Raw genomic sequence first — 25,556 nt, 5'->3', positions numbered from 1 at the left:
GTGGAGTAACTACAAATCCATCATTAATTGCTAAAGAGGGAAGAGATTTTAAAGAAGTAATAAAAGAAATAACTTCTATAGTTGATGGTCCAATAAGTGGAGAAGTTACAAGCGATGATGCGCCTAGTATGATTGCAGAAGGTAGAGAAATAGCTAAAATACATAAAAATATGGTAGTTAAAATACCTATGACAGGGGAAGGAATGAAGGCAGTTAATGTGCTTTCAAAAGAAGGGATTAAAACAAATGTTACATTAGTATTTACAGCAGCACAAGCTTTACTTGCAGCAAATGCAGGAGCAAGCTTTGTAAGTCCATTTTTAGGAAGGTTAGATGATATTTCAACTAATGGTATGGATTTAATTGAAAAAATATCAACTATATATTCAAAACACAACATAAATACTGAAATTATTGCAGCAAGTATAAGAAATCCTCTTCATGTTATAGATGCAGCACAAGCAGGAGCACATATTGCTACAGTTCCTTATAAAGTAATAATGCAAATGCTTAATCATCCTTTAACAGACTCAGGAATAGAAAAATTTAAAAAAGATTGGAATGAGGCTTTTTGTAAATAACTTTAAATAAAAATTTTAAACAGGGAAAATTTTATATAAAATAGTTGGGGAGGGGTATATTATGGAAAAGTATTTAGACGTAAATTTACCTATTGAGGAAAGAGTGGAAGATCTTCTTTCAAAAATGACTTTAGGTGAGAAAGTTACACAAATGCTTTATAATAGTGCAGAAATTAAAAGACTGGGAATACCTGAATATAATTGGTGGAATGAGGGCCTTCATGGAGTTGCAAGAGCTGGAGTAGCAACTGTTTTTCCACAAGCTATAGGTCTTGCTGCAATGTTTGATGAAAAATTTATGGAAAATGTTGCAGATGCTATATCTGATGAAGCACGTGCAAAATATAATGAGTATTTAAGTATTAATGATAGAGGAATATATAAAGGATTAACTTATTGGTCTCCCAATATAAATATTTTTAGAGATCCAAGATGGGGAAGAGGGCATGAAACTTATGGAGAAGATCCGTATTTAACTTCAAGAATGGGGATAGCTTTTATAAAAGGACTTCAAGGTAATGATCCCAAATATAAAAAGGTAGATGCCACAATAAAACATTTTGCAGTCCATAGCGGGCCAGAAGGAAAACGACATGAAATTGATGTAAATATTGATATTAAACAAATGAAAGAGACATATCTTTATGCTTTTCGTGAATGTATAAAAGAAACAGATGTTTCTGCAGTTATGGGTGCATATAACAGAGTTAATGGAGAGCCATGTTGTGGAAGTAAAACTTTACTTAAAGATATATTAAGGGACGAGTGGGGATTTGAAGGATATGTAGTTTCTGATTGTGGAGCAATATGCGATTTTCACAATCACCATAAAGTTACAAGTAATGCGGCAGAATCTAGTGCTTTAGCTGTTAATAATGGTTGTGATTTAAATTGTGGAGATGCCTATACTTATTTGAAAGCTGCAGTAGCTGCTGGCCTTATTCCTGAAGAAAATATAGATAAATCTTTAAGAAGACTTTTAAAAGCAAGGTTTAGATTAGGAATGTTTGATGATCCAGAGCTTGTACCTTACAGTAAACTTGGACCAGATGTTATTGATTGTGATAAATTTAGAGAACTCTCATTAGAAGCAGCAAGAAAATCTATAGTTCTTTTAAAAAATGAAAGTAATACTTTGCCTTTAGACAAAAATATAAAAACTATAGCAGTAATAGGACCAAATGCAGATTCTAAGGATGTACTTCTTGGAAATTACAATGGTACTCCATCAAAATATACTACAATTCTTCAAGGAATAAGAAATAAAGTATCAGAAGATACAAAAGTTATTTATGCAGAAGGCTGCGATTTAACAAAGAAGAATGTAGGTAAGTGGGAGGGAGATTTAATTCCAGAGGCTATACTTGCAGCTAAAAAATCTGATGTGGTCGTAATGTGTCTTGGACTTTCACCTAAAATTGAGGGAGAAGAAGGAGATGCTTTTAATGCAGATGCTAGTGGAGATAGAATAGAAATTGGATTGCCAGGAAGACAGGAAAAATTATTAAAAGCTGTAGCAGAAGTTGGGAAACCAGTTGTGCTTGTATTGCTAAATGGAAGTGCAATAGCAATGGAAGAAGCTTCTAAATATGCTTCGGCTATAATAGAGGCTTGGTATCCAGGTGAAGAAGGTGGAAATGCAGTTGCAGATGTTATTTTTGGAAACTATAATCCATCAGGGAGACTTCCTATTACATTTGTAAAATCTGTAGAAGATTTACCAGATTTTGAAGATTATAATATGAAAAACAGAACTTATAGATTTATTGAAAAAGAGCCTTTATATCCTTTTGGATTTGGATTAAGTTATACTAAATTTAAGTATTCAAATTTAAGATTAAGTAGTGATAAGATAAATGCAGGAGAAGATATACAAGTTTCGTTTGATGTTGAAAATATTGGAGGATTATATGGAGAAGAAGTAAGTCAAGTTTATTTAAAAGATGTAGAATCTTCTACTAAAGTTCCAAATCATCAGTTAGTATCATTTTTAAGATTTGAATTAGAGCCAAATGAAAAGAAAACATTAAGTTTTACAATAAAATCTAGACAGATGGCTGTAATTAAAGAAGATGGAAGCTGCGTTATTGAGCCAGGAAAATTTATTCTGTACGCAGGAGGAAGTCAGCCAGATTCAGTAAGTAAAAAATTAACAGGAGAAAGTGTACTTGAGCAAAGCTTTGAAGTACAAGGAAGGGAAATTGCTATTGAATATTAGTTATATAGGGCTGTTGCAAAATAGATTATGCATAGCTTGTATTAAATGAAAATAAAAAATATGTTCTGTGAGCTTATTGCACAGCGGTTAGCTCGTAGAACATATTTTATTTATTGCAAAGTTAATTGTAAACTAACTTTAATTTTATGACAGTACTTATATTTGAAATTAAACAATTTTATAAAAGAATTATAATTAAACTAGTAAATATGTCTTAATAAATCATGTTATAAATATAGATGTTAAAAACTGTGAGGATTATCATATGATAAAAAAATTTATGAAAAAATTTAGAGATCTAAAAATAGGCACCAAAATAATAGTTTGTTATACCATAATTTCTGTTATATCAATATTTTTTAGTACATTTATATATCAAAATATAAATAAAAAAATAATGACTCAAAAGGTAAGTGAAGTAGCATTACAAACACTGCAGACAATAGATTCTAATATAAAGCTGTTAATATATACGGTTAACAATGAATCAAAGATTCTTCTATCTAACAAAGATATTCAAAAGATTCTAAAAAATGGGAATAAAGGCTTTAACTATAATAATCAGCTTTTTGTAAATAGATTTTTAACTGAATTTATACAATCAAATATGTCCATATCTTCAGTTTATATTTTTGATAACTATGGAAATAGATATTTTGTTGACAAGAAAAAAATAAAGAATTTTACATTAAATAATATAAAAAATTCTTATTGGTATGATACACTTCAAAAGGCAGCGGGAGGATATATAATAAAACTAAATGGAGGAGGGGTATTTAATCAGCCTGAAAAAAAATATGTATCACTTATTAGAGTAATTAATGATTTAGATAGTCAAAAACCTATAGGAACAATGGTAATTAATATACCTGAAGATGCGATTATGAATTCATTTAAAGATATTATGAAAACAGGTGATATAAACATTTTATTAAAAGATGAAAATAATAATGATATTATTCATCCAAAAGAATTAGAAGGACATAATATAAAATCGGATATTAGTAATGAAGAACACTATTATTCAATTGAAAGGATAAACAAGAAAGATTATATAAATTCATATTTAAAAAATGATTTAGGTTGGACAATAATTAGTATACTTCCATTTAGTGAGCTTTCAAATCAATCAAATATATATAAAATTGTTATGATTGCTATACTTTTATTAAACGGTATTATGAGTTTTTTTGGATTAATATTAGTATCTTCTAATATAACAAAACCTATAGATAAATTAATAAAATCAATGAAAGGGGTTGAAAATGGAGAATTTAAAGAAGTAAATATAGATACTGGAAATGATGAAATTGGAAAATTAAAAAATGTATATAATACAATGATTTATAAGATAGAAAATTTAATAGAGCAGATTGTTAAGGAACAAAAGATAAAAAGGAAAGCAGAATTGGATGTTCTGCAATCTCAAATAAAACCACACTTTTTATATAATTCTTTTGATACAATAAGTTCATTGGCTCTAGATAATAGAAATGATGAAGTATATAAAATTATAAAAGCTTTAGGTAATTTTTATAGAACAAGTTTAAGTAATGGTAAAGAAGTAATATCAATTGAAGAAGAAATTAAAACTGTTAAAAGCTACCTTACAATACAACAGATAAGGTATGATAATATGTTTAATGTAAATATAAGTGTAGATGAAAGAGCTAACAAATATAAAATACTAAAATTAATTTTACAACCGCTTGTTGAAAATTCTATATATCACGGTATAAAACCTACTAGAAAAAAAGGTAATATTTTTATAAGCACATTAATTAGAGGAGATTTTATTGAACTTATAGTACAAGATGATGGTGCTGGCATGACTGAAGAAAAACTTAGAAGTATAAAAGAATTTAATGGAGGAGGAATAGGATTAAGTGGAACTATGGAAAGACTTAATATTTTTTATAACGGAAAAAGTAAATTTGAAATAGAGAGCAAACTTGGAGAAGGAACAAAAGTAACGATTTATATTCCACTAAATCAGGAGGAAAATTATGATAAGTAACACAATAAAAGTTTTAATTGTTGATGATGAATACCTAGTAAGAAATTTGCTTAAAAAATGTATAGATTGGAAGTCTATAGGTATGGAAATTGTAGGAGAAGCATCCTCTGGAGAAGATGCAATAAATGCAGTTGACAAATATAAGCCCGATTTAGTTTTTACAGATATATGTATGACGAATGTAGATGGTATTGAATTTGCGGATATAATTATAAAAAAGTATCCTAATATAAAAGTGGTAGTTATTTCAGGATATGATGATTTTAAATATGCACAAAGAAGTATAAGAGCTGGGATTAAGGATTATTTATTAAAGCCAATTGATGATGAAGTGGTTTTAAGAACTGCTTTAAAGATGAAAAAAGAAATAGAGGAAGAACGTGAAACTATTTCTGAATATAATAGTCTAAAAAAACAATTTATCGAAAATAAATCATTTTTTATAGAAAGACTTTTAAATAGATTAATTGAGCTTAATATGGATATTAATGAAGTAAAAAGGCAAATGAGCAATTTAGATTTTAGCTTTAAATATAATAATTTTCAAGTTGCAGTTTTAGAAGTAATGTTTAATAAAGAGGGTAATTATATAAATGATGAAGAAGATATAGTATATAAATTTAAAATATATGATAAAGTAAAAGAATATTTTAATCAATATGAAGATATAAATATTTTCTTTGATATAAATTATAGAATTACTATTATTAATAATGGAGATTCAAGTATTCTCCAAAATTTTCTTAAAGATATAAAATTTAAATTTTTAAGTGATTTTAATTATTCAATTGGAATTGGTGGTGTAAAAAATGGAATACAAAATATAGAAAAATCATATAAAGAAGCCTTAATGGCTTTAAAAAATTATAATAGTTTTAAAAAACATAATAAACTTATTGATGATATAACTAATTATGTAAGGGAAAATATTGAAGATACTGAAATGTCTTTATCTAAAGTAAGTCATGTATTTTTTATTAATTCAAGTTACTTAAGCAGAATATTTAAAAAAGAAATGGGAATAAATTTTATGGAATATTTAACCAAACTTAGAATTGATAAAGCTAAAATGCTTATTAAAAATACAGATTTAAAAGCTTATGAAATAGCAGAAAAAGTTGGTATTTCTGATCCTAGCTATTTTAGTACATGCTTTAAAAAATACACAGGAGTATCAATTAGTGAATATAAAAAAAAGTAAAAAAATTTAAAAAATAAGTAAAATTTTTAAATTTTATTGAAAACGTTTGAGAGTTATTATTATATTGTAATCGAAAATGATACTAATAATATGGAGGGATATAAATGAACAGAAGATTGAAAAGAATTTCAGCTCTATTATTAACTGTAGCATTATCTTCAAGTTTATCAGCTTGTGGTAAAAAAGAGGACAATGCTTCAAATTCAGGAGGAAATCAAAAAATTACATTAAAGCTTTGGCATATTTGGACATCTGATTCAGATTCTAATAAGCAAAATCTGGAGGCTGCAGTAAAGGAATGGAATGATGCTAATCCCAATGTACAGATTGAAGCAGAAGGAACTGAAAATGAGGCTTATAAAACAAAAATAAAGACAGCTATATCTGCTAATGAAGCACCTGATATTTTTACTTCTTGGGGAGCAGGATTTTCTCAACCTTTTGTTGATGCAGGTAAAGTATTAGCTCTAGACGATTATCTTAAAGATGGAACTAAAGATAAAATAGTAGATGGAGCATTTACTTATTTAACTTATAACGGCAAAATTTATGCATTGCCTTATACAACAGCAGTAGGTACTTTTTATGTAAATAAAGAAATGTTTGAAAAAAATAATATAAAAATACCTGAAAATTTCGATGAACTGTTAACAGCAGTTAAGGCATTCAGAGCTAAAGGAATTACCCCTATAGCTGTAGGAGAAAAAGATAAATGGCCTGGAATGTTTTATTATGACGTACTTGCACTTCGTGAAGGTGGTGCTAAATTAAATAATGATGCCTTATCTAAGAAAGGTTCATTTTTAGATCCAGCATTTAAAAAAGCTGCTGATAAGTTACTACAACTTATAGATGCTGGTGCATTTGATCCTGCAGCTCTTGGCTTAACTAGAGATGAATCAGAAATACCATTTATTCAAGGGCAAATTCCAATGTATTATAACGGGAACTGGGTGGCAGGTACTATAGAAGGTCCAAATTCGACAGTAAAAGGTAAAGTTATAGCTATGAATTTCCCTGCTGTTACTGATGGAAAAGGAGATAAAAATGAAGTATTAGGTGGTGCAATTGATTGCTTCATGGTTAATGCTAATACTAAGTATAAAGATGAAGCTGTTAAAGCAGCTAAATTTATAACTGAAAATATGTCAAAGAGATTATATGAAACTGGTGCTGGAATACCAACCTGGAAAGTAGATGTTGATGAATCTAAGATTTCACCTTTAATTAAACAAATTAGTGATATTGCAAAAAATTCTACAGGTTATGTGGTTTGGTGGGATACTTTCCTTTCAGGACAAGATGCTGATCTTCATAAAAACCTTGTAGCTCAGCTCTTTGGTAAACAAATATCATCAGATGAATTTGTAAAACAAATGCAAAGTATTATTGATAATAAATAAATACAAAAATATTAGTTCTCCTGCTAATGGTATTTAAATTGGCAGGAGAATTTAAATACAAGGGACGGTTTTTAATATTTAAAAAAATAAGGGAGGTATCTAATTTGGACAAGATTTTAAAAGATAAGAAAGCCATATTTTTATTTGTTTTTCCAGCTTTATTAATATTTATTGTAGCTATTATACTTCCTATTTGTTTTTCTGTGTACTATAGCTTATTAAAATGGGATGGAATTGGTAAAGGATCTTTTGTAGGTTTAAAAAACTATATTAATTTATTTGTTAATAATACTGATGGTTTTACAAAATCAGTAAAAAACTCATTTATTCTTGCTGCGCTTTCTGTTTTTATACAATTACCTTTATCACTTTTATTAGCATTAGTACTAGCTAGAGGAGTAAAAGGAGAGAATTTTTTTAGAACTGTATATTTTATACCAGTAATAATTTCAACTGTTGTTATTGGGCAATTGTGGATGAAAATATATAATCCTAATTATGGAATGTTAAACGTTATACTTAAAAAAATTGGATTAGGTTCTTTAGCACAACCTTGGCTTGCAAGTACAAAGACAGCTTTAGGAGCAGCTTTTGTGCCTATCGTTTGGCAGTATATTGGATATCATATGCTTTTGATGTATGCTGCAATTAAATCAATTTCTCCAGATATATATGAAGCTGCAAAAATTGATGGGGCATCAGAATTTAGAATAGCTACAAGAATAACTATACCTCTTATTAAACCTATATTACAAGTTTGTGTAGTGTTTGCTGTTACAGGATCATTTAAATCTTTTGATTTAATTTATATATTGACAAATGGAGGACCTCTTCATGCAAGTGAAGTTCCTAGTACGTTAATGTATAACACAATATTTAATAAATATATGTATGGTTATGGAAGCTCTATGTCTATTTTTATTATAGTAGAATGTTTAGTATTTACATTAATAATTCAAAAATTATTTGAGGGAAGAAAACAAAAGGAAGCTTAATACCAATTGAAGGAGGGAAAATAAAAATGGAAACAATGAAAAATAGAAGTTTTAAATTTAGTTTAAGAAAAGATAAAAGTGAAAAAAGAAGTATTAAAAATATAATACTTTTAGTTATATTAATTATTGTTGCTATAATTCAGTTATATCCTTTAATTTGGCTAGTATTGGTTTCCTTTAAAAATAATGCAGAAATTTTTGGAGGTAATGTCTTAGGAATACCAAAGGTATGGAGAATATCTAATTATAAAGTTGCTTTAACTAGTGGAAAAGTAGGATTATATTTTTTTAATAGTTTAATTGTTACGGCAATAACTATTATAGTATCAGATATTTTTATAGCAACAGCCTCTTATGCTGTAACTCGTATGAAATGGAAATACAACAAAATAGTATTAACTATATTTTTATTGGGTATGATGGTTCCTATTCATTCAACTTTATTACCATTATTTTTAATAGAAAAGAAACTTCATATATTAAATACTTATTGGGCGGTAATAATTCCTTATATAGCTTTTGCACTTCCAATGGGCATATTTGTTATGACAGGTTTTCTTGAAGGTATACCTTATGAGTTAGAAGAAGCTGCATGTTTAGATGGATGTAATATATATCAAGCTTTCTTTAAAATTGTTTTACCATTATTAAAACCATCATTAGCTACAGTTTCAATATTCACATATTTATCAAGCTGGAATGAACTTATGTTTGCAAACACTTTTTTAAATAATCCTAAACTTAAAACATTAACTGTTGGAATAATGTCTATGGCAGGAGAACATTCAACAGATTGGGGACCAATTGTAGCAGGGCTTGTTATTGCAACATTGCCAACAATATTAATATATATACCTTTAAGTAATCAAGTACAAAAAAGCTTAATGGCTGGTGCTGTTAAAGGTTAGTCGTATTATAAAAAATGATTATAATTATAAGTTTCTATAAATTTTTTATTAAGGTGTAAGCGATAAATAACTATATCAATATGATTTGATTTAGTTATTTATCGCTTTGTATTTTATATACAATTTACCAGCATTGATCTTTAATATATTTTATTTCTAAAATAGTAGTAAAAATTAATACTGTACTAATTTTTATATTAAATGATATAAAATTATATAGGTATACGATTTCAAAAATTGCTAATATAATTTAATTATAAGTCTAATTTAGATAAAGGAAGGATTTAAAATGTTAAACAAAACAGAAATTAACCAAATAAAAAAAGTACTGAGAAAAAGTATAGATAACAATGAACTAGCTGGTGCAAACTTAATGATTATAAAAGATGGAAAAGAAATATTTTATTATGAAGATGGGTTGGCCGATAAAGAAGCAAAAATTCCAATTAAAAGAGATTCTATTTTCAGATTATATTCTATGAGCAAACCAATTACGGCAGCTGCAGTTATGATACTTTTAGAACGAGGTGAAATTGATTTATATGAGCCTGTAAGTAATTTTATTGAAGGGTTTAAAAATCAGATGGTTTATGAAAATGGATGTTTGGTTAAAGTACAAAGGGAAGTAACAATTAAGGATTTGCTTTCAATGACTTCAGGACTTTTATATGGAGGAGAAGGCAATGAGGGGAAAGATATAGAAGCTTTGTTTCAAGAAATAGATAAAAGATTATTAGGTGATTCACCAATGAGTACTTTGGAGTCTATGAATAAACTTGGAAGATGTCCACTTGCATTTTTACCTGGAACTTCGTGGGCATATGGAACTTCTGCTGATGTATTGGGGGCTGTTGTAGAAGTAGTAAGTGGTAAAAGATTTGGAGAATTTTTAAATGAAGAATTGTTTGAACCATTAAATATGAAAGATACTGGATTTTGGGTACCTGAAGAAAAAAGAGAGCGTCTTGCAAAAATTTATGCTGATGATGGAAATGGAGAATTAGTTCTTTATACAGGAAATCATTTAGGTATTATCAATAAAATGGACAGAAATCCTGAATTTGAATCTGGTGGAGCTGGATTGGTTTCTACTATAGATGATTATGCAAAATTTGCTAGAATGCTTATAAATGAAGGAAGCCTTGACGGTGTTCATATTTTACGACCTAGAACAGTAAAATATTTAACTTCTGCGACTTTAAGTTCTACGCAGCAAAAGAATTTTGAGCTTTGGTATACTCTAAGTGGATACAGCTATGGTAATTTAATGCGAGTAATGATAGATTGTAGCAAAGCTGGAGATATTGCATGCCTTGGAGAATATGGATGGGATGGCTGGCTTGGTACATATTTTTGTAATTGCCCAAAGGAAGGCTTAACATTTTTATTTATGATGCAAAAGAAAGATTCAGGAACTACTTCACTTACAAGAAAGTTACGCAATATTATATTAGGTTCATGTTATTAGTAAATATTAATTTTATAATTTAATTTATATACGTGTGTTTAACAATTTAAATAAATAAAATCAAGAGAAAGATATTTTATAAAACGATTATACTGCAAGATAATATGTTTGTTGAAAATGTTATAAAAATATAGAGATATATTACAAATACAATAATATATTACATGTTCTAATTTTTTGTTTGATGATAGTATAAATAATATACTTAAAGCTTACAGGGGGGAGAACATGTTTAGTGAGAAATATATAGAAAATGTTTATAGTGAAAGTGGCTTTAAATTAGCATATAATTCAAAAGTTGCAGATATCTATGTGTCTAATAATGACTATAAAGGTGTTATAAGAGCAGTAAAAACTTTTTGTGAAGATGTTAATAAAGTAACAAATATACTGCCTGAAATTAAAAATGATATTAATTCTGTTTCAAAAAATACAGTTATAATAGGAACTATTGGGAAAAGTGATATTGTTGATGAATTAATAAAAAAAGGTAAACTTGATGCTTATAAGACAAAGGGTAAATGGGAATCATTTGTTATTCAAGTTGTACAAAATCCTATTGAAGGTATTGAAGAAACATTAGTAATAGCTGGAAGCGATAAAAGAGGTACAATTTTTGGAATATATGATGTATCTGAACAAATAGGTGTATCGCCTTGGTATTGGTGGGCAGATGTCCCAGTTATACATAAGGATACTTTAATTGTTAAGAAAGGTATATATAAACAAGGAGAACCATCTGTAAAATATAGAGGAATATTTTTTAATGATGAAGGTCCTTCACTTATGTCATGGGTTAGAGATAATTATAAAGATTTTACTCATGAATTTTATGAAAAGGTTTTTGAGCTTATATTAAGGCTTAAAGGAAATTATCTTTGGCCTGCTATGTGGGATAATGCTTTTAATGAAGATGATGAATTAAATCCTATTCTTGCTGATGAATATGGAATTGTTATGGGAACTTCTCATCATGAACCTATGCTAAGAGCACATGGAGAATGGAAAAAACATAAAAAAGGACCGTGGGATTATTATTTAAATGAAGATTATATATATAAATTTTGGGAATTTGGAATAGAAAGAAATAAAAATTATGAAAGTATAATAACATTAGGTATGCGTGGCGATGGAGATGAGCCTATGGGAGGCCGGCTCACATTTAATGAAAAGATTAAGCTGCTTGAAAAAATTGTTAAAGATCAGCGCAAGATTATTGCTGAAAAGATGAATTCAGATGTAACTAAAGTTCCTCAGCTTTGGGCTTTATACAAAGAAGTTCAAGATTATTATGAAGCTGGTATGAGAGTACCTGAAGACATAACTCTTTTATGGTCTGATGATAATCATGGAAATTTAAGGAGAGTACCTACAGAAGAAGAAAGAAAAAGAAAAGGAGGTGCAGGAATATACTATCATCTTGATTATGTTGGAGGACCAAGATCTTATAAATGGATCAATACAGTACCTATTGAAAAAATTTGGGAACAAATGAATAAAGCTTATGAATATGGTGCAGATAGGATATGGATATTAAATGTTGGTGATTTAAAACCAATGGAATTTCCTACAGAATATTTTATGCGTATGGCTTGGAATATAAATGAATTTACTAAAGATAATATGTGGGAATTTAGTGTGAAATGGGCTGAGGCACAATTTGGAGAAAAGTATGCAAAAGATATAGCGTATATTATAAATCAGTATTCTAAATTTAATGGAAGACTTAAGCCTGAGCTTTTTAATAATGTTGAATTATATAGTTTGATAAACTATAAAGAAGCAGAAAAAGTGTTGTCAGATTTTTATTATATAAATTCTAAAGCAGAAAAAATATATAAAGAGCTTAAAGAAAATTTAAAGGATGCTTTTTTTGAACTTGTATTATATCCTGTTAAAGCTTCATTGCAAGTTAATGAGCTTTATTTAACTGTTGAAAAAAATAAATTATATGCAGATCAAGGAAGAGCGTTTACAAATGATTTAGCAGATAAGGCAGAGGCAATTTTTGAAGCAGATGATGAGCTTACTTTTGATTATAATAAGAGATTAGCTTTTGGTAAATGGAATCATATGATGGATCAAACCCATATAGGTTATACTTATTGGAATCAACCTTTAAAAAATATTATGCCTGAAGTTAAAAGAATAATTTTAGAAAAAGGTTCTGAGATGGGAGTTGCAGTTGAAGGATCTAAAGAAAGCTTTAGTTATACAGATAAAAAATGTAAGCTACCTCAATTTGATGTTTTTACCAGAGAAATAAGATATATTGATATATTTAATAAAAAATCAGATGCCTTCAGTTTCAAGATAGAAACAGATGCAAGATGGATAAATGTAAGTTTAAATAAAGGAATTATAGAAAAAGAAGAGAGAGTTTGGGTAGATATTGACTGGGACTTAGTTCCTAAAGGAGATAATGTTAAAGGGAATATAATTATAACAAGTTCTTGTGGGAATAAAGTTATAGTTGAATTAGAAGTATTTAATCCTAAAGATTTAGATAGAAAATCTTTAGATGGTTTTATTGAAACAAATGGATATATTTCAATAGAAGCAGAGCATTACACAAACAAAGTAAATGTAAATGGAATAAGTTGGAAGAAGATACCTAATTACGGGAGAACTCTATCTTCAATGGCTATTTTCCCTTTTGTAACTTCAAGTGTAGTGCCGCCGAATAATTCGCCATGCTTAGAATATAAATTATATATAGTTAACCCAGGTAATGTTAAGGTAACTGCACTTTTAGCTCCTTCACTTGATTTTGTTGAAGGTAATGGATTAAAAATTGGTATATCGTTTGATGACGGAGATATTAAAATTATAGATGCAATAACTACGGAAAAAGATGGGAGCTTCTGCGAAAAAGATTGGGCTGAAAGTGTTATTTATAATATTAGAAAAGCAGAAACAAATTATCATATTGAAGGCAGAGGATATCATACTTTGAAAATATGGATGGTTGATCCTATTGTGGTTTTGCAAAAAATTTTAGTGGATATGGGTGGGCTTAAACCAAGTTATCTTGGTCCACCGGAGAGCTATTATGGAGGCAAGAAAACTGAAAATGAGTCATTAAATATATCAAATTATAAATCAGTCTATGATTATAATAAAAAAGAAATAATAGTTTTAAAACCTACATTAAGATTAAAAAATGAATTACTAGATGAACCTCTTGTATTACAACTAGGTGTATTTAATAGAAGTGAGTATAGTCATAGCTTTGTAATAAATGCTTCTTTGTTTGATGAGAAAGAAAATATTATAGATTCTATTAGTTTTACAGATATTATTCCAAGAAATAGCAAAGAAATGTACAATTATTGTTTTAAAATTGATAAAAATTCTAAATATTATATACTCAAAGCAAAGTTAAAATATGAAAAAATAAATAAAGAATTAAATTTTAAAATAAAATCACCTATAGTATGAATAATAAAAAATAATAAAAGGCAGGAGATTTAAATGAAAAAGTTTATGGATGAAAATTTTTTACTTAGCAATGATGTTGCTGTAAAATTGTATCATAATTTTGCTAAAAAAATGCCTATTATAGATTATCATTGTCATTTAAGCCCTAAAGAAATATATGAAAATAAAAAGATTAAAAATATAACAGAAGCTTGGCTTTATGGGGATCATTATAAGTGGAGAATTATGAGAGCTTATGGTGTAGATGAAAAATATATAACAGGCAATGCCAAAGATTATGAAAAATTTTTAATTTGGGCTAAGGTAATATCAATGGCTATAGGTAATCCATTATATCATTGGACACATTTGGAGCTTCAAAGATATTTTGGCATTTATGAAACATTAAATGAAAAAACTGCTCCTTGCATATGGGAAAAAGTTAATACACTTTTAAAAAGTGAAGATTACAGTGTTAGAAGTCTTATTAAAAGATCTAATGTTGAAGTTATATGTACAACAGATGATCCTGTTGATTCATTGGAATATCATATAAAACTTAAAGAAGATAAAAGTTTTAATGTAAAAGTTTTGCCAACATTTAGGCCAGATAAAGCTCTTAATATTAATAATTGTGATTTTAGAGAATGGATTAAGTTATTAGAGAAAGTGTGCAGTAAGAAAATAAACAATTATATTGAATTTTTGGAGTCACTTGAAGCAAGAGCGAGATTTTTTAATGCTGTTGGATGTAAAATTTCTGATCATGGACTTGAGAGTATTCCTTATATGGAAGCATCAAAAGAAGAAGTATGTAGTATATTTTCAAAGGCTATAAATGGAGAAATTGTAACAAAAGAAGAAGAAGAAAAATATAAAACCTATACTTTAAAATTTTTAGGGAGCCTTTATTCTAAACTTGGATGGGCGATGCAACTTCACATGAATGTAACTAGAAATAATAATATAAAAATGTATATTTCAATAGGGTCAGATACTGGTTATGATGCTATAAATGATGATAATGTTGCGATAAAACTTACCAAACTTTTAAATTCATTAGAAATGAATAATTCACTGCCTAAAACAATTTTATATACACTTAATCCTAAAGATAATTATGTTTTAGCAACTGCGATGGGATGTTTTCAAGGAAATGGAGTTAAGGGTAAAATACAGTTTGGAGCAGCTTGGTGGTTTTTAGATAATAAAGACGGAATGATAGAACAAATGAAAACTCTTGCAAATGTAGGGCTATTAAACTGTTTTGTAGGAATGCTTACAGATTCTAGAAGTTTTCTTTCTTATACAAGACATGAATATTTTAGAAGAATACTTTGTAACTTAATAGGAACTTTAGTTGAAAATGGAGAATATCCAAATGATATGGAACTTTTAGAAAAAATTGTTAAAGATATAAGTTATTATAATGCAAAACAATACTTTTTAATATAAAATAATAAAAGTGTCTGCTACAAAATAGAAATTAGTTTGTAATTAAAGTTATTTATAATCTATTTTGTAGCAGACACTTTAAATTTTGTCTTTAATATTTTTTCTATATTGGCTGGGATTTATACCTTCATATTTTTTAAATATTCTAAAAAAAGTGCTGTGAGTAGCAAAGCCTACCATTTCTCCAATTTTTGTTACACTTAAATTACTCTCAAAAAGTAAATCCTTTGCCTTTGAAATTCTTAATGAAGTTAAATATTCATGAAATCCCATACCAAAAGATTCTTTAAATAATCTTGAAAGATATTTGTCTGAGATATTAAAATATTCTGCAACTTTTTCAAGATATAAATCTTCAGCATAATGTTTTTTAATATAATCTGTTATCTGAGTTATGTTAACTTTATTATTTACTTTATCTTCAGATAAAAGATTATTTACTAAAGAAAAAATGTAATCATAAATATCAGTTAGTGATAAAAATGCTAAATCACAATTAATATTAATATATTTATTTCCCATTAAATTTTCAACATTAATTTTTTTCTCATTTAATACTCTTAAAATTGTATTATAAATGCTTAAATAAAATTTTTTAATATTTTCTTCTGAAGGATTATTCTTAAAATTCTTATCTATTAATGAACATAGAAAAGAAATAGTTTCATTTTTAAAATTTCCTATTAAATAATTATAAAGTTTGTTTTCATCATTTATAGAATATTGAAAATTATAATTATTTTTTATTTCAGTATACACATTAATTTTTTCACTACTTAAAGGAGATAAAGAAAGTAGAGCCTTTTGAGCTTCATTATATGATTTGTTCATTCCAGCAAATCCTAAATAAATTCTTCCTATTCCAACTGATACTGTTAGTAAATCTTTATCATAATCAAATAATGTCATTATGAGTTTAATATTAGAAGTAATATTTTCTAAAATTTCATCTTCAGGTAAATTAACTAAAACACATAAAGTATTTTTTCTAAGACTTAATACATAAGTTAAGTATTTTTCTAAAGCTACATTACTAAGTATTTTTGAAAGACCTTTTATTAAACTTAGATATTCATCACTACTATAGTTATTAAAATATTTTTCTGTAAATTTAAGTTCAGCAATAATTACGCAAAATGCAGGATATTTAAAATTAAAATTATTATCATGTATAAAATTTTTTATATTATCATCTAAAAGAGAATGACTGTTTGTTAGTATTTTTATTAAATATTGTTCTGAAGCTAAAGGCATTACTATTGAAAGATCTCTTTTTAAACTGGTTTCGCTTGCTAAAATTTTTTTAATTTGATTATCTATATAATCTACCTCACTAATATTTTCAATAGCAGTTTCACTGTTTTCTTTGCTTAAAAATTCTACAATATTATTTATCGGTTTATATATTCTTTTACTTGAAAAATAAGCAACTATTATAGATAAAAATATACCAGAAAATAAAATGATATAAGCTAATTTTTTTACACTTACTATTTGATTATAAAAATCATCAAAAGGAATAAAAGCAATATAAGTAAAACCATTAAATTTAGCAGATGATGAGTTAAAATTAATAACTAAAGTTTTGCTGCCCATTAAATCATATTCAAATATATTGTTACTTGATTTTGAAAGCTTGGACAAAAAATCTTTGTTAGTTGTAATTTCATTATTAATACTAGTATCATTTGAAGCTATTAAAGTTCCATCTTTATCTATAATACACATTTTACTGCTAGGAATAAGTTTATATTTATCTAAAAGTTTAGATAATTCATTAACACTTATGTTTATTACAAACATGTTTTTTGATTTAATGCTAGTGATATTAGAAGTAACAAAAGGAATTACCATGCGTGTTTGAGGGAATTCGTAATTTTCATTTTTCAAAAGAGAAGGTTTTAAAAGCTGATAAAAATTAGTTTTAATATTATAGTTCATCCAAAAATTTTCATCATAATTACTATATTTAAAAGATTTTGTAAAAAAATTTTCCATTGTATAGGTTCCAGAAGTGTCAAGTACTTCATTACTAGACTTATGAATTATATAAACACTATCGATAAGTTTTTTAGTAGTTCTAAATTTAAGCAAAGTAGATGTCATAGAAGCAATTTTATAACTATCATTTATATCTAATTTATTTTCAGAATAAAAAATATCATAAAGATTGCTATCTGAAGACAAAAGCAATGTAGTATTTTGCAGTTCCATCAATAAATTATCTACAGTTGTAGATAAGGCAGAAAGGTTGTTTATATAATTTTTTTCAATTTGAGATTGAAATATGTTTTTGTAATAGTTGTACATAATAAAAGAAGTAAAAAAAACGACCAAAATAGGTATAAGAATATATATAAATATTGTTTTGAAAAACTTCCTGTTTTGTGTAAAGTTTTTTACAGAATATAATTTAAGCATAAAAAAAGGGCCTCCTAGCAATAAAAAGTGAATATTACAACTTTAATCTGATAACGTTTTAAATATATTATACCATATGTTCAATTAAATTAAAATATTTAGATATTTACCATAAAAAACCATAAATATTGCAATTTTTATATACATTGCAATATTCGCATATTATATAGAATTAAATTAAATGCAATATTTTAAAAATTTAATATCTATTAAAAGTAGATTTTTGCAATATATAAAAAAAATGCTTGTAGATTTTTTATTTGAAATGGTTTACTTTATATCTAGACGTTAAATCAAATGAGTCAAGATGAAAGGAGGAAATGTTTTTAATGAAAACTGAAACTCAAAGCTTACAAAAAAGCAATATTGAAGTTAAAGAAAAAACATCGTTTAAACAAAATCTTACCATTATTAAAAAAGACTGGCAGTTATATAGTCTTTTAATATTACCAGTAATATACTATGTTATTTTTAAATATGGTCCAATGTTTGGTAATATAATAGCATTTAGAAAATTTGTTCCAGGTGGACCAGTGTATGGTGAAAAATGGGTTGGATTAAAATATTTTAAAATGATAGTAAACGATCCAACATTTTGGGGGGTCTTTAAAAATACTTTAGTTTTAAGTCTATCATCATTAATTATAGGATTTCCTTTTCCAATAATATTTGCATTACTGTTAAATGAATTAACTAATAAGAAGTTTAAAAAGTTTGTACAAACTGCTTCTTATTTACCCCATTTTTTATCAACAGTTATTATAGCTGGAATGATAATGGAAGTATTATCTCCATCTAGTGGTATAATAAACATGATTATAAAGCATTTTACAGGGCATACAATAAATTTTTTAGCTGAGGCTAAATGGTTTCCTGCTATTTATGTAATTTCAGGAATTTGGCAAGGATTAGGATGGGGAGCTATTTTATACTTGGCTGCTTTATCAAATATTAATACAGAACTTTATGAAGCAGCTAAAATTGATGGAGCTAATAGATGGAAACAAACACTTCACGTAACTATACCAGGTATATTGCCAACTATTGTAACTTTATTAATATTAAATATTGGCGGAATTATGAATGTTGGTTTTGAAAAGATATTATTACTTTATAATCCAATGACTTATTCAACTGCAGATGTAATTGCAACTTATTTATATAGATTAGGGCTGCAATCGAATAACTTTAGTTATGCAACTGCAATAGGTTTGTTTGAATCAATTATTGGATTAATATTAGTATACTCGGCTAACCTTGTTTCGAGAAAACTTACAGAGACAAGCTTATGGTAAAGGAGGGTAAGTATGATAAAAGTATCTAAATCTTATAAAACTTTTCAAGTTATTAATATATTGGTAATGATTTTTGTAATTATTATTACAGTTTATCCATTTGTATACCTAATAGCTCAGTCCTTTAGCAGTGAACAATATGTTTATGCAGGAGAGATTACTTTTTATCCCAAAGGGTTTACTACTGCTACATATAAAGAGGTAATGTCAGAAAAATTTTTTTGGATAGGATATAAAAATACTATAATATATACAGTTTTAGCAACAGCTGTTTCGCTATTTATGACTACTATTTTTGCTTATGCATTATCTAAAAAGAGATTAAAAGGTAGAAAATTCTTTCTAGGTTTTGCAGTATTTACTATGTTTTTTAATGGAGGATTAATTCCAAATTATTTACTTGTTAAGTACCTTGGAATGAGAAATACAATTTGGTCAATGATAATTCCTGGAGCAATAAGTACTTGGAATTTAATGATTATGAAGACCTTTTTTGAGGGCTTACCTAATGAATTAGAAGAAGCTGCTTCAGTAGATGGATTAAATACCTATGGAATACTTTTAAAGATAGTTCTTCCATTATCAAAACCTATATTATCTACAATGGCTCTTTTTTATGCCGTAGGAAATTGGAACAGTTGGTTTGGAGCATTTCTTTATATGGATAAAAAAGAATTGTTCCCAGTAACTTTATATCTTAGGAATATAATAGCAGGGGCACAGCAAACTGATGCAGCTAGTGGTATGGATTCAGATAAATCAACACAAATAGCTGCAACTATAAAATCAGCTTCTATGGTATTAACTGTTTTACCAATATTATGTGTATATCCTTTTATACAAAAATACTTTGTAACTGGAGTTATGATAGGTTCTGTAAAAGGTTAATAATTTAATGATTATGCGTATAATTGGAATATTGTTCCAATTTTATAAAATAAAATTATATAGGGGGAAAGAAGAATGAACAAAAAGTTAAAGACTTTAGTTATGACAACGTTAGTTTTTAGCTTAACAGCTAGTTTGCTAGTTGGATGTAGCAAAAAAACAGAAACAACAAACACAAATAATATTTCTGAAACAAAAACTGACATTACACAAGAAGCAGGAAAACCTTTTAAAGCTAAAGAAGCATTTAGCGTAAGTATGTTATTTAATGACATGCCAAATTATCCTTATAAGGATACTTGGACAATATTTAAAGAAATTGAGAGTAGAACAAATGTTAAGTTAGATCTTACTGTTGTTCCATATAGTGATTATACACAAAAGAGAAGTTTACTTATAAGTACTGGTGATGCACCAATAATAATTCCCAAAACTTATCCAGGTGAAGAAGTGCAATTTATACCTTCGGGTGCAATACTTCCAGTCAGTGATTATATTGAATATATGCCTAATATGCAAAAGAAAATTAAAGATTGGAATATGGAAGAAGATATGAAACAAGTAATGCAGGCTGATGGTAAGTATTATATTTTACCTGGCCTTCATGAAAAACCTAAATATGATTATTCACTACTTATAAGAAAAGATATATTTGATCAAAATGGAATAAAAATTCCAACTTCTTGGGACGAAGTATATGATGCATTAAAAGCATTAAAAGCTAAATATCCTGATAGTTATCCTTTTTCAGATAGATGGAAGACAGATGCTATTACAAATGTAGCCGCTCCTACATTTGGTGTTTCAGCTGGATGGGGTTCAGGAAATGGTTTACAATACGATGAAAATGCTGATAAATTTTATTTTGGACCAATTTCAGATGAGTATAAAAATTTTGTAACTTATTGGAATAAACTTGTTAAAGAAGGTTTAATGGATCCTGAAAGCTTTACTCAAAGTGATGACCAAGCTAAACAAAAATTTATAACTGGAAAATCATTTGTTATATCTTCTAATACTCAAGAAACATTAGATATACAAAAGACAATGGAAAAGAATTTAGGAAAAGATAAATTTGTACTTTTACATATGCCTACTCCTGCAGGACCTAAGGGAGATGTAGTATTTGCAAGCAGATTAGAAAATGGTATAATGATATCTTCAAAAGCTAAAGATAATCCTCATTTTGAAGATATAATGAGATTTGTTGATTGGTTATGGTATAGTGATGAAGGACAAGAATTAACTAAATGGGGTGTTGAAGGAACAACATTTAAAAAAGACAGCAATGGAAAGAGAACACTTATGCCAGATATAACATTTAATGGTATGAATCCAAATGGAACTAAAGATTTGAGAAAAGATTTTGGTTATGGAAGTGGTGTATTTGTTTATGGTGGTTCTCAAGACCTTAAAATGTCTATGATGAATGATTTAGAGATATCATTACAAAATTCAATGGCAAACAAAAAAATGCTGCCTCCAGCTCCTCCAATTTTATTTAATGAAGACCAAAGAGAGCAATTTAATATGAAGGATACTCCATTAATGGATTATGTTAAAGCTCAAACTCTTAAATTTATGCTTGGTAGTGAACCGTTAAGTAATTGGGATAATTTTGTTTCTCAATGTAAAGCTAAGGGTGCTGATTCGCTTGTAGAACTTGCTAATCAAGTATATGATAATACAAAAGATAAATTAAAATAGTAAAATTTAAAATTTGGTTCGGGTGGCAATTTTGTCATCCGAATTTCCTTAATAGGGAAAATTATAGACACTAAAGGAAGTGAACAAATAAATTATGAATAAAAAAATACTTTTTAATGATGGATGGGAATTTGCTAAAAGTAGTTTAGAAATTACAGATAGCAGTAATTTAAAATTTGAACCAGTGGATATACCTCATGACTGGCTTATATATAATACATTAAATCTTTATGAAAATAGTATAGGATGGTATCGTAAAAAATTTGTATATAATAAAAAAGAAAGTCAAGTACTTTTGTGCTTTGATGGAGTATATATGGACTCTTCTTTATATGTAAACGGGCAATTTAAAGGAGAGTGGAAATATGGATATTCTTCTTTTGAACATGATATAACAAATGCACTTATTGAAGGAGAAAATGAAATTATTGTAAAAGTAGTACATAAAAGTCCAAACAGCAGATGGTATTCTGGTGCAGGTATATACCGAAATGTGTGGTTAAAAACAAGGGATAAAAATTATATTGAAACAAATGGAATATATGTATCAACAAAACAAACACCAAATGGATGGGAAGTAGAAGTTGATACAGAATTAAATGTTTATGAAAATATACAAATATCTCATATCATTATATATAAAAATCAAATTATTGCAAAGGCATCTGAGATAGTTTATGCAGAAAGTAATCCAAATCAACATAATTTACAAAAGTTGTTTGTAGAAAATCCTCTATTATGGAGTACAGATGAACCTAATCTTTATAAGCTTATTACAAAGTTATATATAATTAAAACAGATAAAAATGGACTAAAATGTATAGAAGAAATTGAATCAATATCTCAAAATATAGGATTTAGAAATATTGTACTTGATTCTAATGAAGGCATTAAAGTTAATGGTAAAAAAATAAAATTAAAGGGAGTTTGCGAGCACCACGATTTAGGAGCTTTAGGTGCTGCATTTAATAAAACAGCTTTAAAAAGAAGATTTAATATGTTAAAAGAAATGGGTGTAAACGCTATACGAACAGCTCATAATATGCCTGCGCTAGAGTTTATGGATTTAGCGGATGAAATGGGATTTTTAGTATTATCAGAAGCTTTTGATATGTGGGAAAGATCAAAAACTAATTATGATTATGCTAGATTTTTTAAAGATTGGGTTGCTGCTGATATAAAAAGCTGGATAATGAGAGATAGAAACCATCCTAGTCTTCTTATGTGGAGTATTGGAAATGAAATATATGATACTCATGCAAGTGATAGAGGTCAGGAAATAACAAAAATGCTTATTCTTCATGTACGAAAATATGATCCAAAAGAAAATGCAAAAATTACAATTTGCTCAAATTATATGCCTTGGGAAAATGCTCAAAAATGTGCTGATATTGTAAAGATTGTTGGATATAATTATGGAGAAAAATATTATCAAAATCACCATAAAAAATACCCAGATTGGATTATATATGGCAGTGAAACAGCTTCAATAGTACAAAGCAGAGGTGTATATCATTTCCCATTTGAGCAATCTATTCTTGCAGATGATGATGAGCAATGTTCTGCTCTTGGTAATAGTTCAACTAGTTGGGGAGCAAAATCACAAGAAGCATGTATTATTGCAGAAAGAGATACTGATTTTTCTTTAGGTCAATTTATTTGGACTGGATTTGACTATATAGGGGAACCTACACCGTATCACACAAAAAACTCTTATTTTGGACAAATTGATACTGCTACCTTTAAAAAAGATTCATATTATATATATCAAGCAGAATGGACAGATTACAAGATAAAGCCAATGGTTCACATTTTCCCTTATTGGGATTTTAATAAAGGTCAAATTATTGATGTTAGGGTATGCTCTAATGCACCTAAAATTGAGCTTCAATTTAATGGAAGGTCAATAGGAACTTATGATATTGATCATAAATATGGGAATAAGCTTCTTGGTCATTGGAAAATACCTTATGAAGAAGGTGAAATAAAAGCAATAGCTTATGATGAAAAAGGTAATATTATTGCAACAGATACAAAAAAATCATTTAAAGATGCAAAGAACATTTGCTTATGTGTTGATAAAGAAACACTTATTGCAAATGGTACTGATTTAATTTTTGTAGAAATAACTATGAAGGATGAATATGGAAATATAGTAGAAAATGCAAACAATAGAGTACATGTTAATGTTACTGGTGAAGGTCGTTTGATTGGGTTAGATAATGGTGATAGTACAGACTATGATCAATATAAAGGATTAAGTAAAAGATTATTTAATGGTAAATTAATGGCCATTATAGGAGCAACATTAAAACCTGGGAAAATTTATATTGAAGTTTCCTCTAAAGGTTTAAAAAGTCAGACTGCAGAATTTGAATCTATTAAATCAGAAGATGAAAATTTAGAAGGTATTTGTGCATTTATGAAAAATCAAAAATTACCATGTATTATGGGGAGCGAGGAAGAAATACCCCTTCGTAAAATTGAAATTATAAGCGAAGAAGGACAGATTTTTAATAAATCAATAAAAGAAATAAATGTGATAGCTAAATTATATCCAGAAAATACTTCTTATAAAGAAGTAGAATGGAGTGTGGTAAATGATGCAGGTATAAAATCAAATATAGCTAAAATAGAACAATTTGGGCATAAAGCCAAAATAACAGCTTTAGGTGATGGAAAATTTAGAGTTAGATGTACTAGTAAGAATGGGAGTAATAAAATAAAAATTATATCTCAATTAGAATTTAAAGCAGAGGAACTTGGTCAAGCATATAAAGATCCTTATAATTTTATATCGGCAGGGCTTTATGATTATAGTAAAGGGGAGATTGGTAATGGAAATGAAAAAGGGATAGCAACAGCTAGAGACGGAGAAACTCAAGTAGGATTTTGCAATATTGATTTTGGTCCTTATGGTTCTGATACAATAACTATTCCTATTTTTGCTTTATCAGATGATAAATATCCATTTCAAATTTGGCAGGGAATTCCAAATGAAGAAGGAAGTAAATTATTAGCTGATGTAATATATCAAAAGCCATCAAAATGGAATGTTTATCAAGAAGAAACTTACCGTTTATCTAAAAAACTTTCAGGTATTACTTCAATTTGTTTTGTTTTTCATGCAAAAGTTCATATAAAAGGGTTCTATTTTAAAAAAATGAATAGAGCTTTTGAACAAAACAATGCGGCACAAAGTGATCACATATACGGTGATACTTTTACAGTAAATGAAAATAAAGTTGAAGGCATAGGGAACAATGTTTCATTAGAATTTGAAAATATGGATTTTTCAGATAATGGCACATCAAAAATAGTTATTTATGGGAGATCTTCAATTGATAAAAATACAATTCATATAAAATTTGAAAACAATGAAGGGCAAAGTAATCAAATTATTGAATTTACCTATTCTGACAAATATGAAGAAAAAGTATTTGAATTAAAAAAGATAAAAGGAATGCAAAAAGTTACTTTTATCTTTTTACCAGGATGTAATTTTGATTTTGGATGGTTTAGATTTGAAGAGTAAGGAATATGTTGATTGATAAATAGTAGTAGATAAAAAATATTAAT

At 27.6% G+C, this 25,556-nt stretch carries 15 protein-coding genes; 14 read left to right on the top strand and 1 reads right to left on the bottom strand.

Annotation, left to right across the window (positions count from 1 at the left end; translation table 11 throughout):
- From fsa to uxaC, 10 genes are all read left to right on the top strand, one after another.
- Positions 1–581 (top strand): fructose-6-phosphate aldolase (gene fsa / locus B5D11_RS01895; protein ID WP_078681349.1); only part of this gene is annotated, 581 nt, incomplete at its 5' end.
- A gap of 61 nt (positions 582–642) precedes the next feature.
- Positions 643–2,799, top strand: a complete 2,157-nt coding sequence (locus tag B5D11_RS01890) for a glycoside hydrolase family 3 C-terminal domain-containing protein (protein WP_078681348.1) — start codon at positions 643–645, stop codon at positions 2,797–2,799.
- Positions 2,800–3,064: 265 nt separating this feature from the next.
- Positions 3,065–4,816, top strand: coding sequence for a sensor histidine kinase (locus B5D11_RS01885; RefSeq protein ID WP_078681347.1), 1,752 nt, complete (start codon positions 3,065–3,067; stop codon positions 4,814–4,816).
- Positions 4,806–6,017 carry a response regulator gene (locus tag B5D11_RS01880; protein WP_078681346.1) on the top strand — a complete coding sequence of 404 codons (1,212 nt, stop codon included), beginning with the start codon at positions 4,806–4,808 and terminating at the stop codon, positions 6,015–6,017. Before B5D11_RS01885 ends, B5D11_RS01880 begins: the two co-directional genes overlap by 11 nt.
- Positions 6,018–6,121: 104 nt before the next feature.
- Entirely contained in the window at positions 6,122–7,420 is a 1,299-nt protein-coding gene (locus B5D11_RS01875) for an extracellular solute-binding protein (RefSeq protein WP_078681345.1), read from the top strand.
- A gap of 104 nt (positions 7,421–7,524) precedes the next feature.
- Entirely contained in the window at positions 7,525–8,415 is an 891-nt protein-coding gene (locus B5D11_RS01870) for a carbohydrate ABC transporter permease (RefSeq protein ID WP_078681344.1), read from the top strand.
- Positions 8,416–8,450: 35 nt separating this feature from the next.
- Positions 8,451–9,323, top strand: a complete 873-nt coding sequence (locus B5D11_RS01865) for a carbohydrate ABC transporter permease (protein ID WP_078681363.1) — start codon at positions 8,451–8,453, stop codon at positions 9,321–9,323.
- A 289-nt stretch (positions 9,324–9,612) separates the two neighbouring features.
- Positions 9,613–10,791 carry a serine hydrolase domain-containing protein gene (locus tag B5D11_RS01860; protein WP_078681343.1) on the top strand — a complete coding sequence of 393 codons (1,179 nt, stop codon included), beginning with the start codon at positions 9,613–9,615 and terminating at the stop codon, positions 10,789–10,791.
- Positions 10,792–11,019: 228 nt separating this feature from the next.
- Positions 11,020–14,232, top strand: a complete 3,213-nt coding sequence (locus B5D11_RS01855) for a glycosyl hydrolase 115 family protein (RefSeq protein WP_078681342.1) — start codon at positions 11,020–11,022, stop codon at positions 14,230–14,232.
- Positions 14,233–14,265: 33 nt separating this feature from the next.
- On the top strand, positions 14,266–15,666 hold the full coding sequence (gene uxaC / locus B5D11_RS01850) for a glucuronate isomerase (RefSeq protein WP_078681341.1): 1,401 nt from the start codon (positions 14,266–14,268) through the stop codon (positions 15,664–15,666).
- Positions 15,667–15,744: 78 nt separating this feature from the next.
- On the opposite strand, the gene B5D11_RS01845 is transcribed toward uxaC, so the two are convergent.
- Positions 15,745–17,976, bottom strand: coding sequence for a helix-turn-helix domain-containing protein (locus B5D11_RS01845; RefSeq protein WP_180376933.1), 2,232 nt, complete (start codon positions 17,974–17,976; stop codon positions 15,745–15,747).
- 440 nt (positions 17,977–18,416) lie between these two features.
- Between B5D11_RS01845 and B5D11_RS01840 the strand changes: the two genes are divergently transcribed.
- From B5D11_RS01840 to B5D11_RS01825, 4 genes are all read left to right on the top strand, one after another.
- Entirely contained in the window at positions 18,417–19,382 is a 966-nt protein-coding gene (locus B5D11_RS01840) for an ABC transporter permease (RefSeq protein WP_078681339.1), read from the top strand.
- Between the two features lie 12 nt (positions 19,383–19,394).
- On the top strand, positions 19,395–20,270 hold the full coding sequence (locus tag B5D11_RS01835; protein ID WP_207651091.1) for a carbohydrate ABC transporter permease: 876 nt from the start codon (positions 19,395–19,397) through the stop codon (positions 20,268–20,270).
- Positions 20,271–20,345: 75 nt separating this feature from the next.
- Positions 20,346–21,977 carry an ABC transporter substrate-binding protein gene (locus tag B5D11_RS01830; protein ID WP_078681338.1) on the top strand — a complete coding sequence of 544 codons (1,632 nt, stop codon included), beginning with the start codon at positions 20,346–20,348 and terminating at the stop codon, positions 21,975–21,977.
- Positions 21,978–22,071: 94 nt separating this feature from the next.
- Positions 22,072–25,512 (top strand): glycoside hydrolase family 2 TIM barrel-domain containing protein, encoded by a 3,441-nt coding sequence (locus B5D11_RS01825; RefSeq protein ID WP_078681337.1) that lies wholly within the window; start codon positions 22,072–22,074, stop codon positions 25,510–25,512.
- The last annotated feature ends 44 nt before the right edge of the window (positions 25,513–25,556 follow it).

It is taken from the genome of Clostridium sp. USBA 49 (assembly GCF_900167505.1).
GTDB classification, from domain to species: Bacteria; Bacillota; Clostridia; order Clostridiales; family Clostridiaceae; genus Clostridium_AT; species Clostridium_AT prolinivorans.
This window is presented reverse-complemented; position numbering and strand designations above follow the sequence as displayed.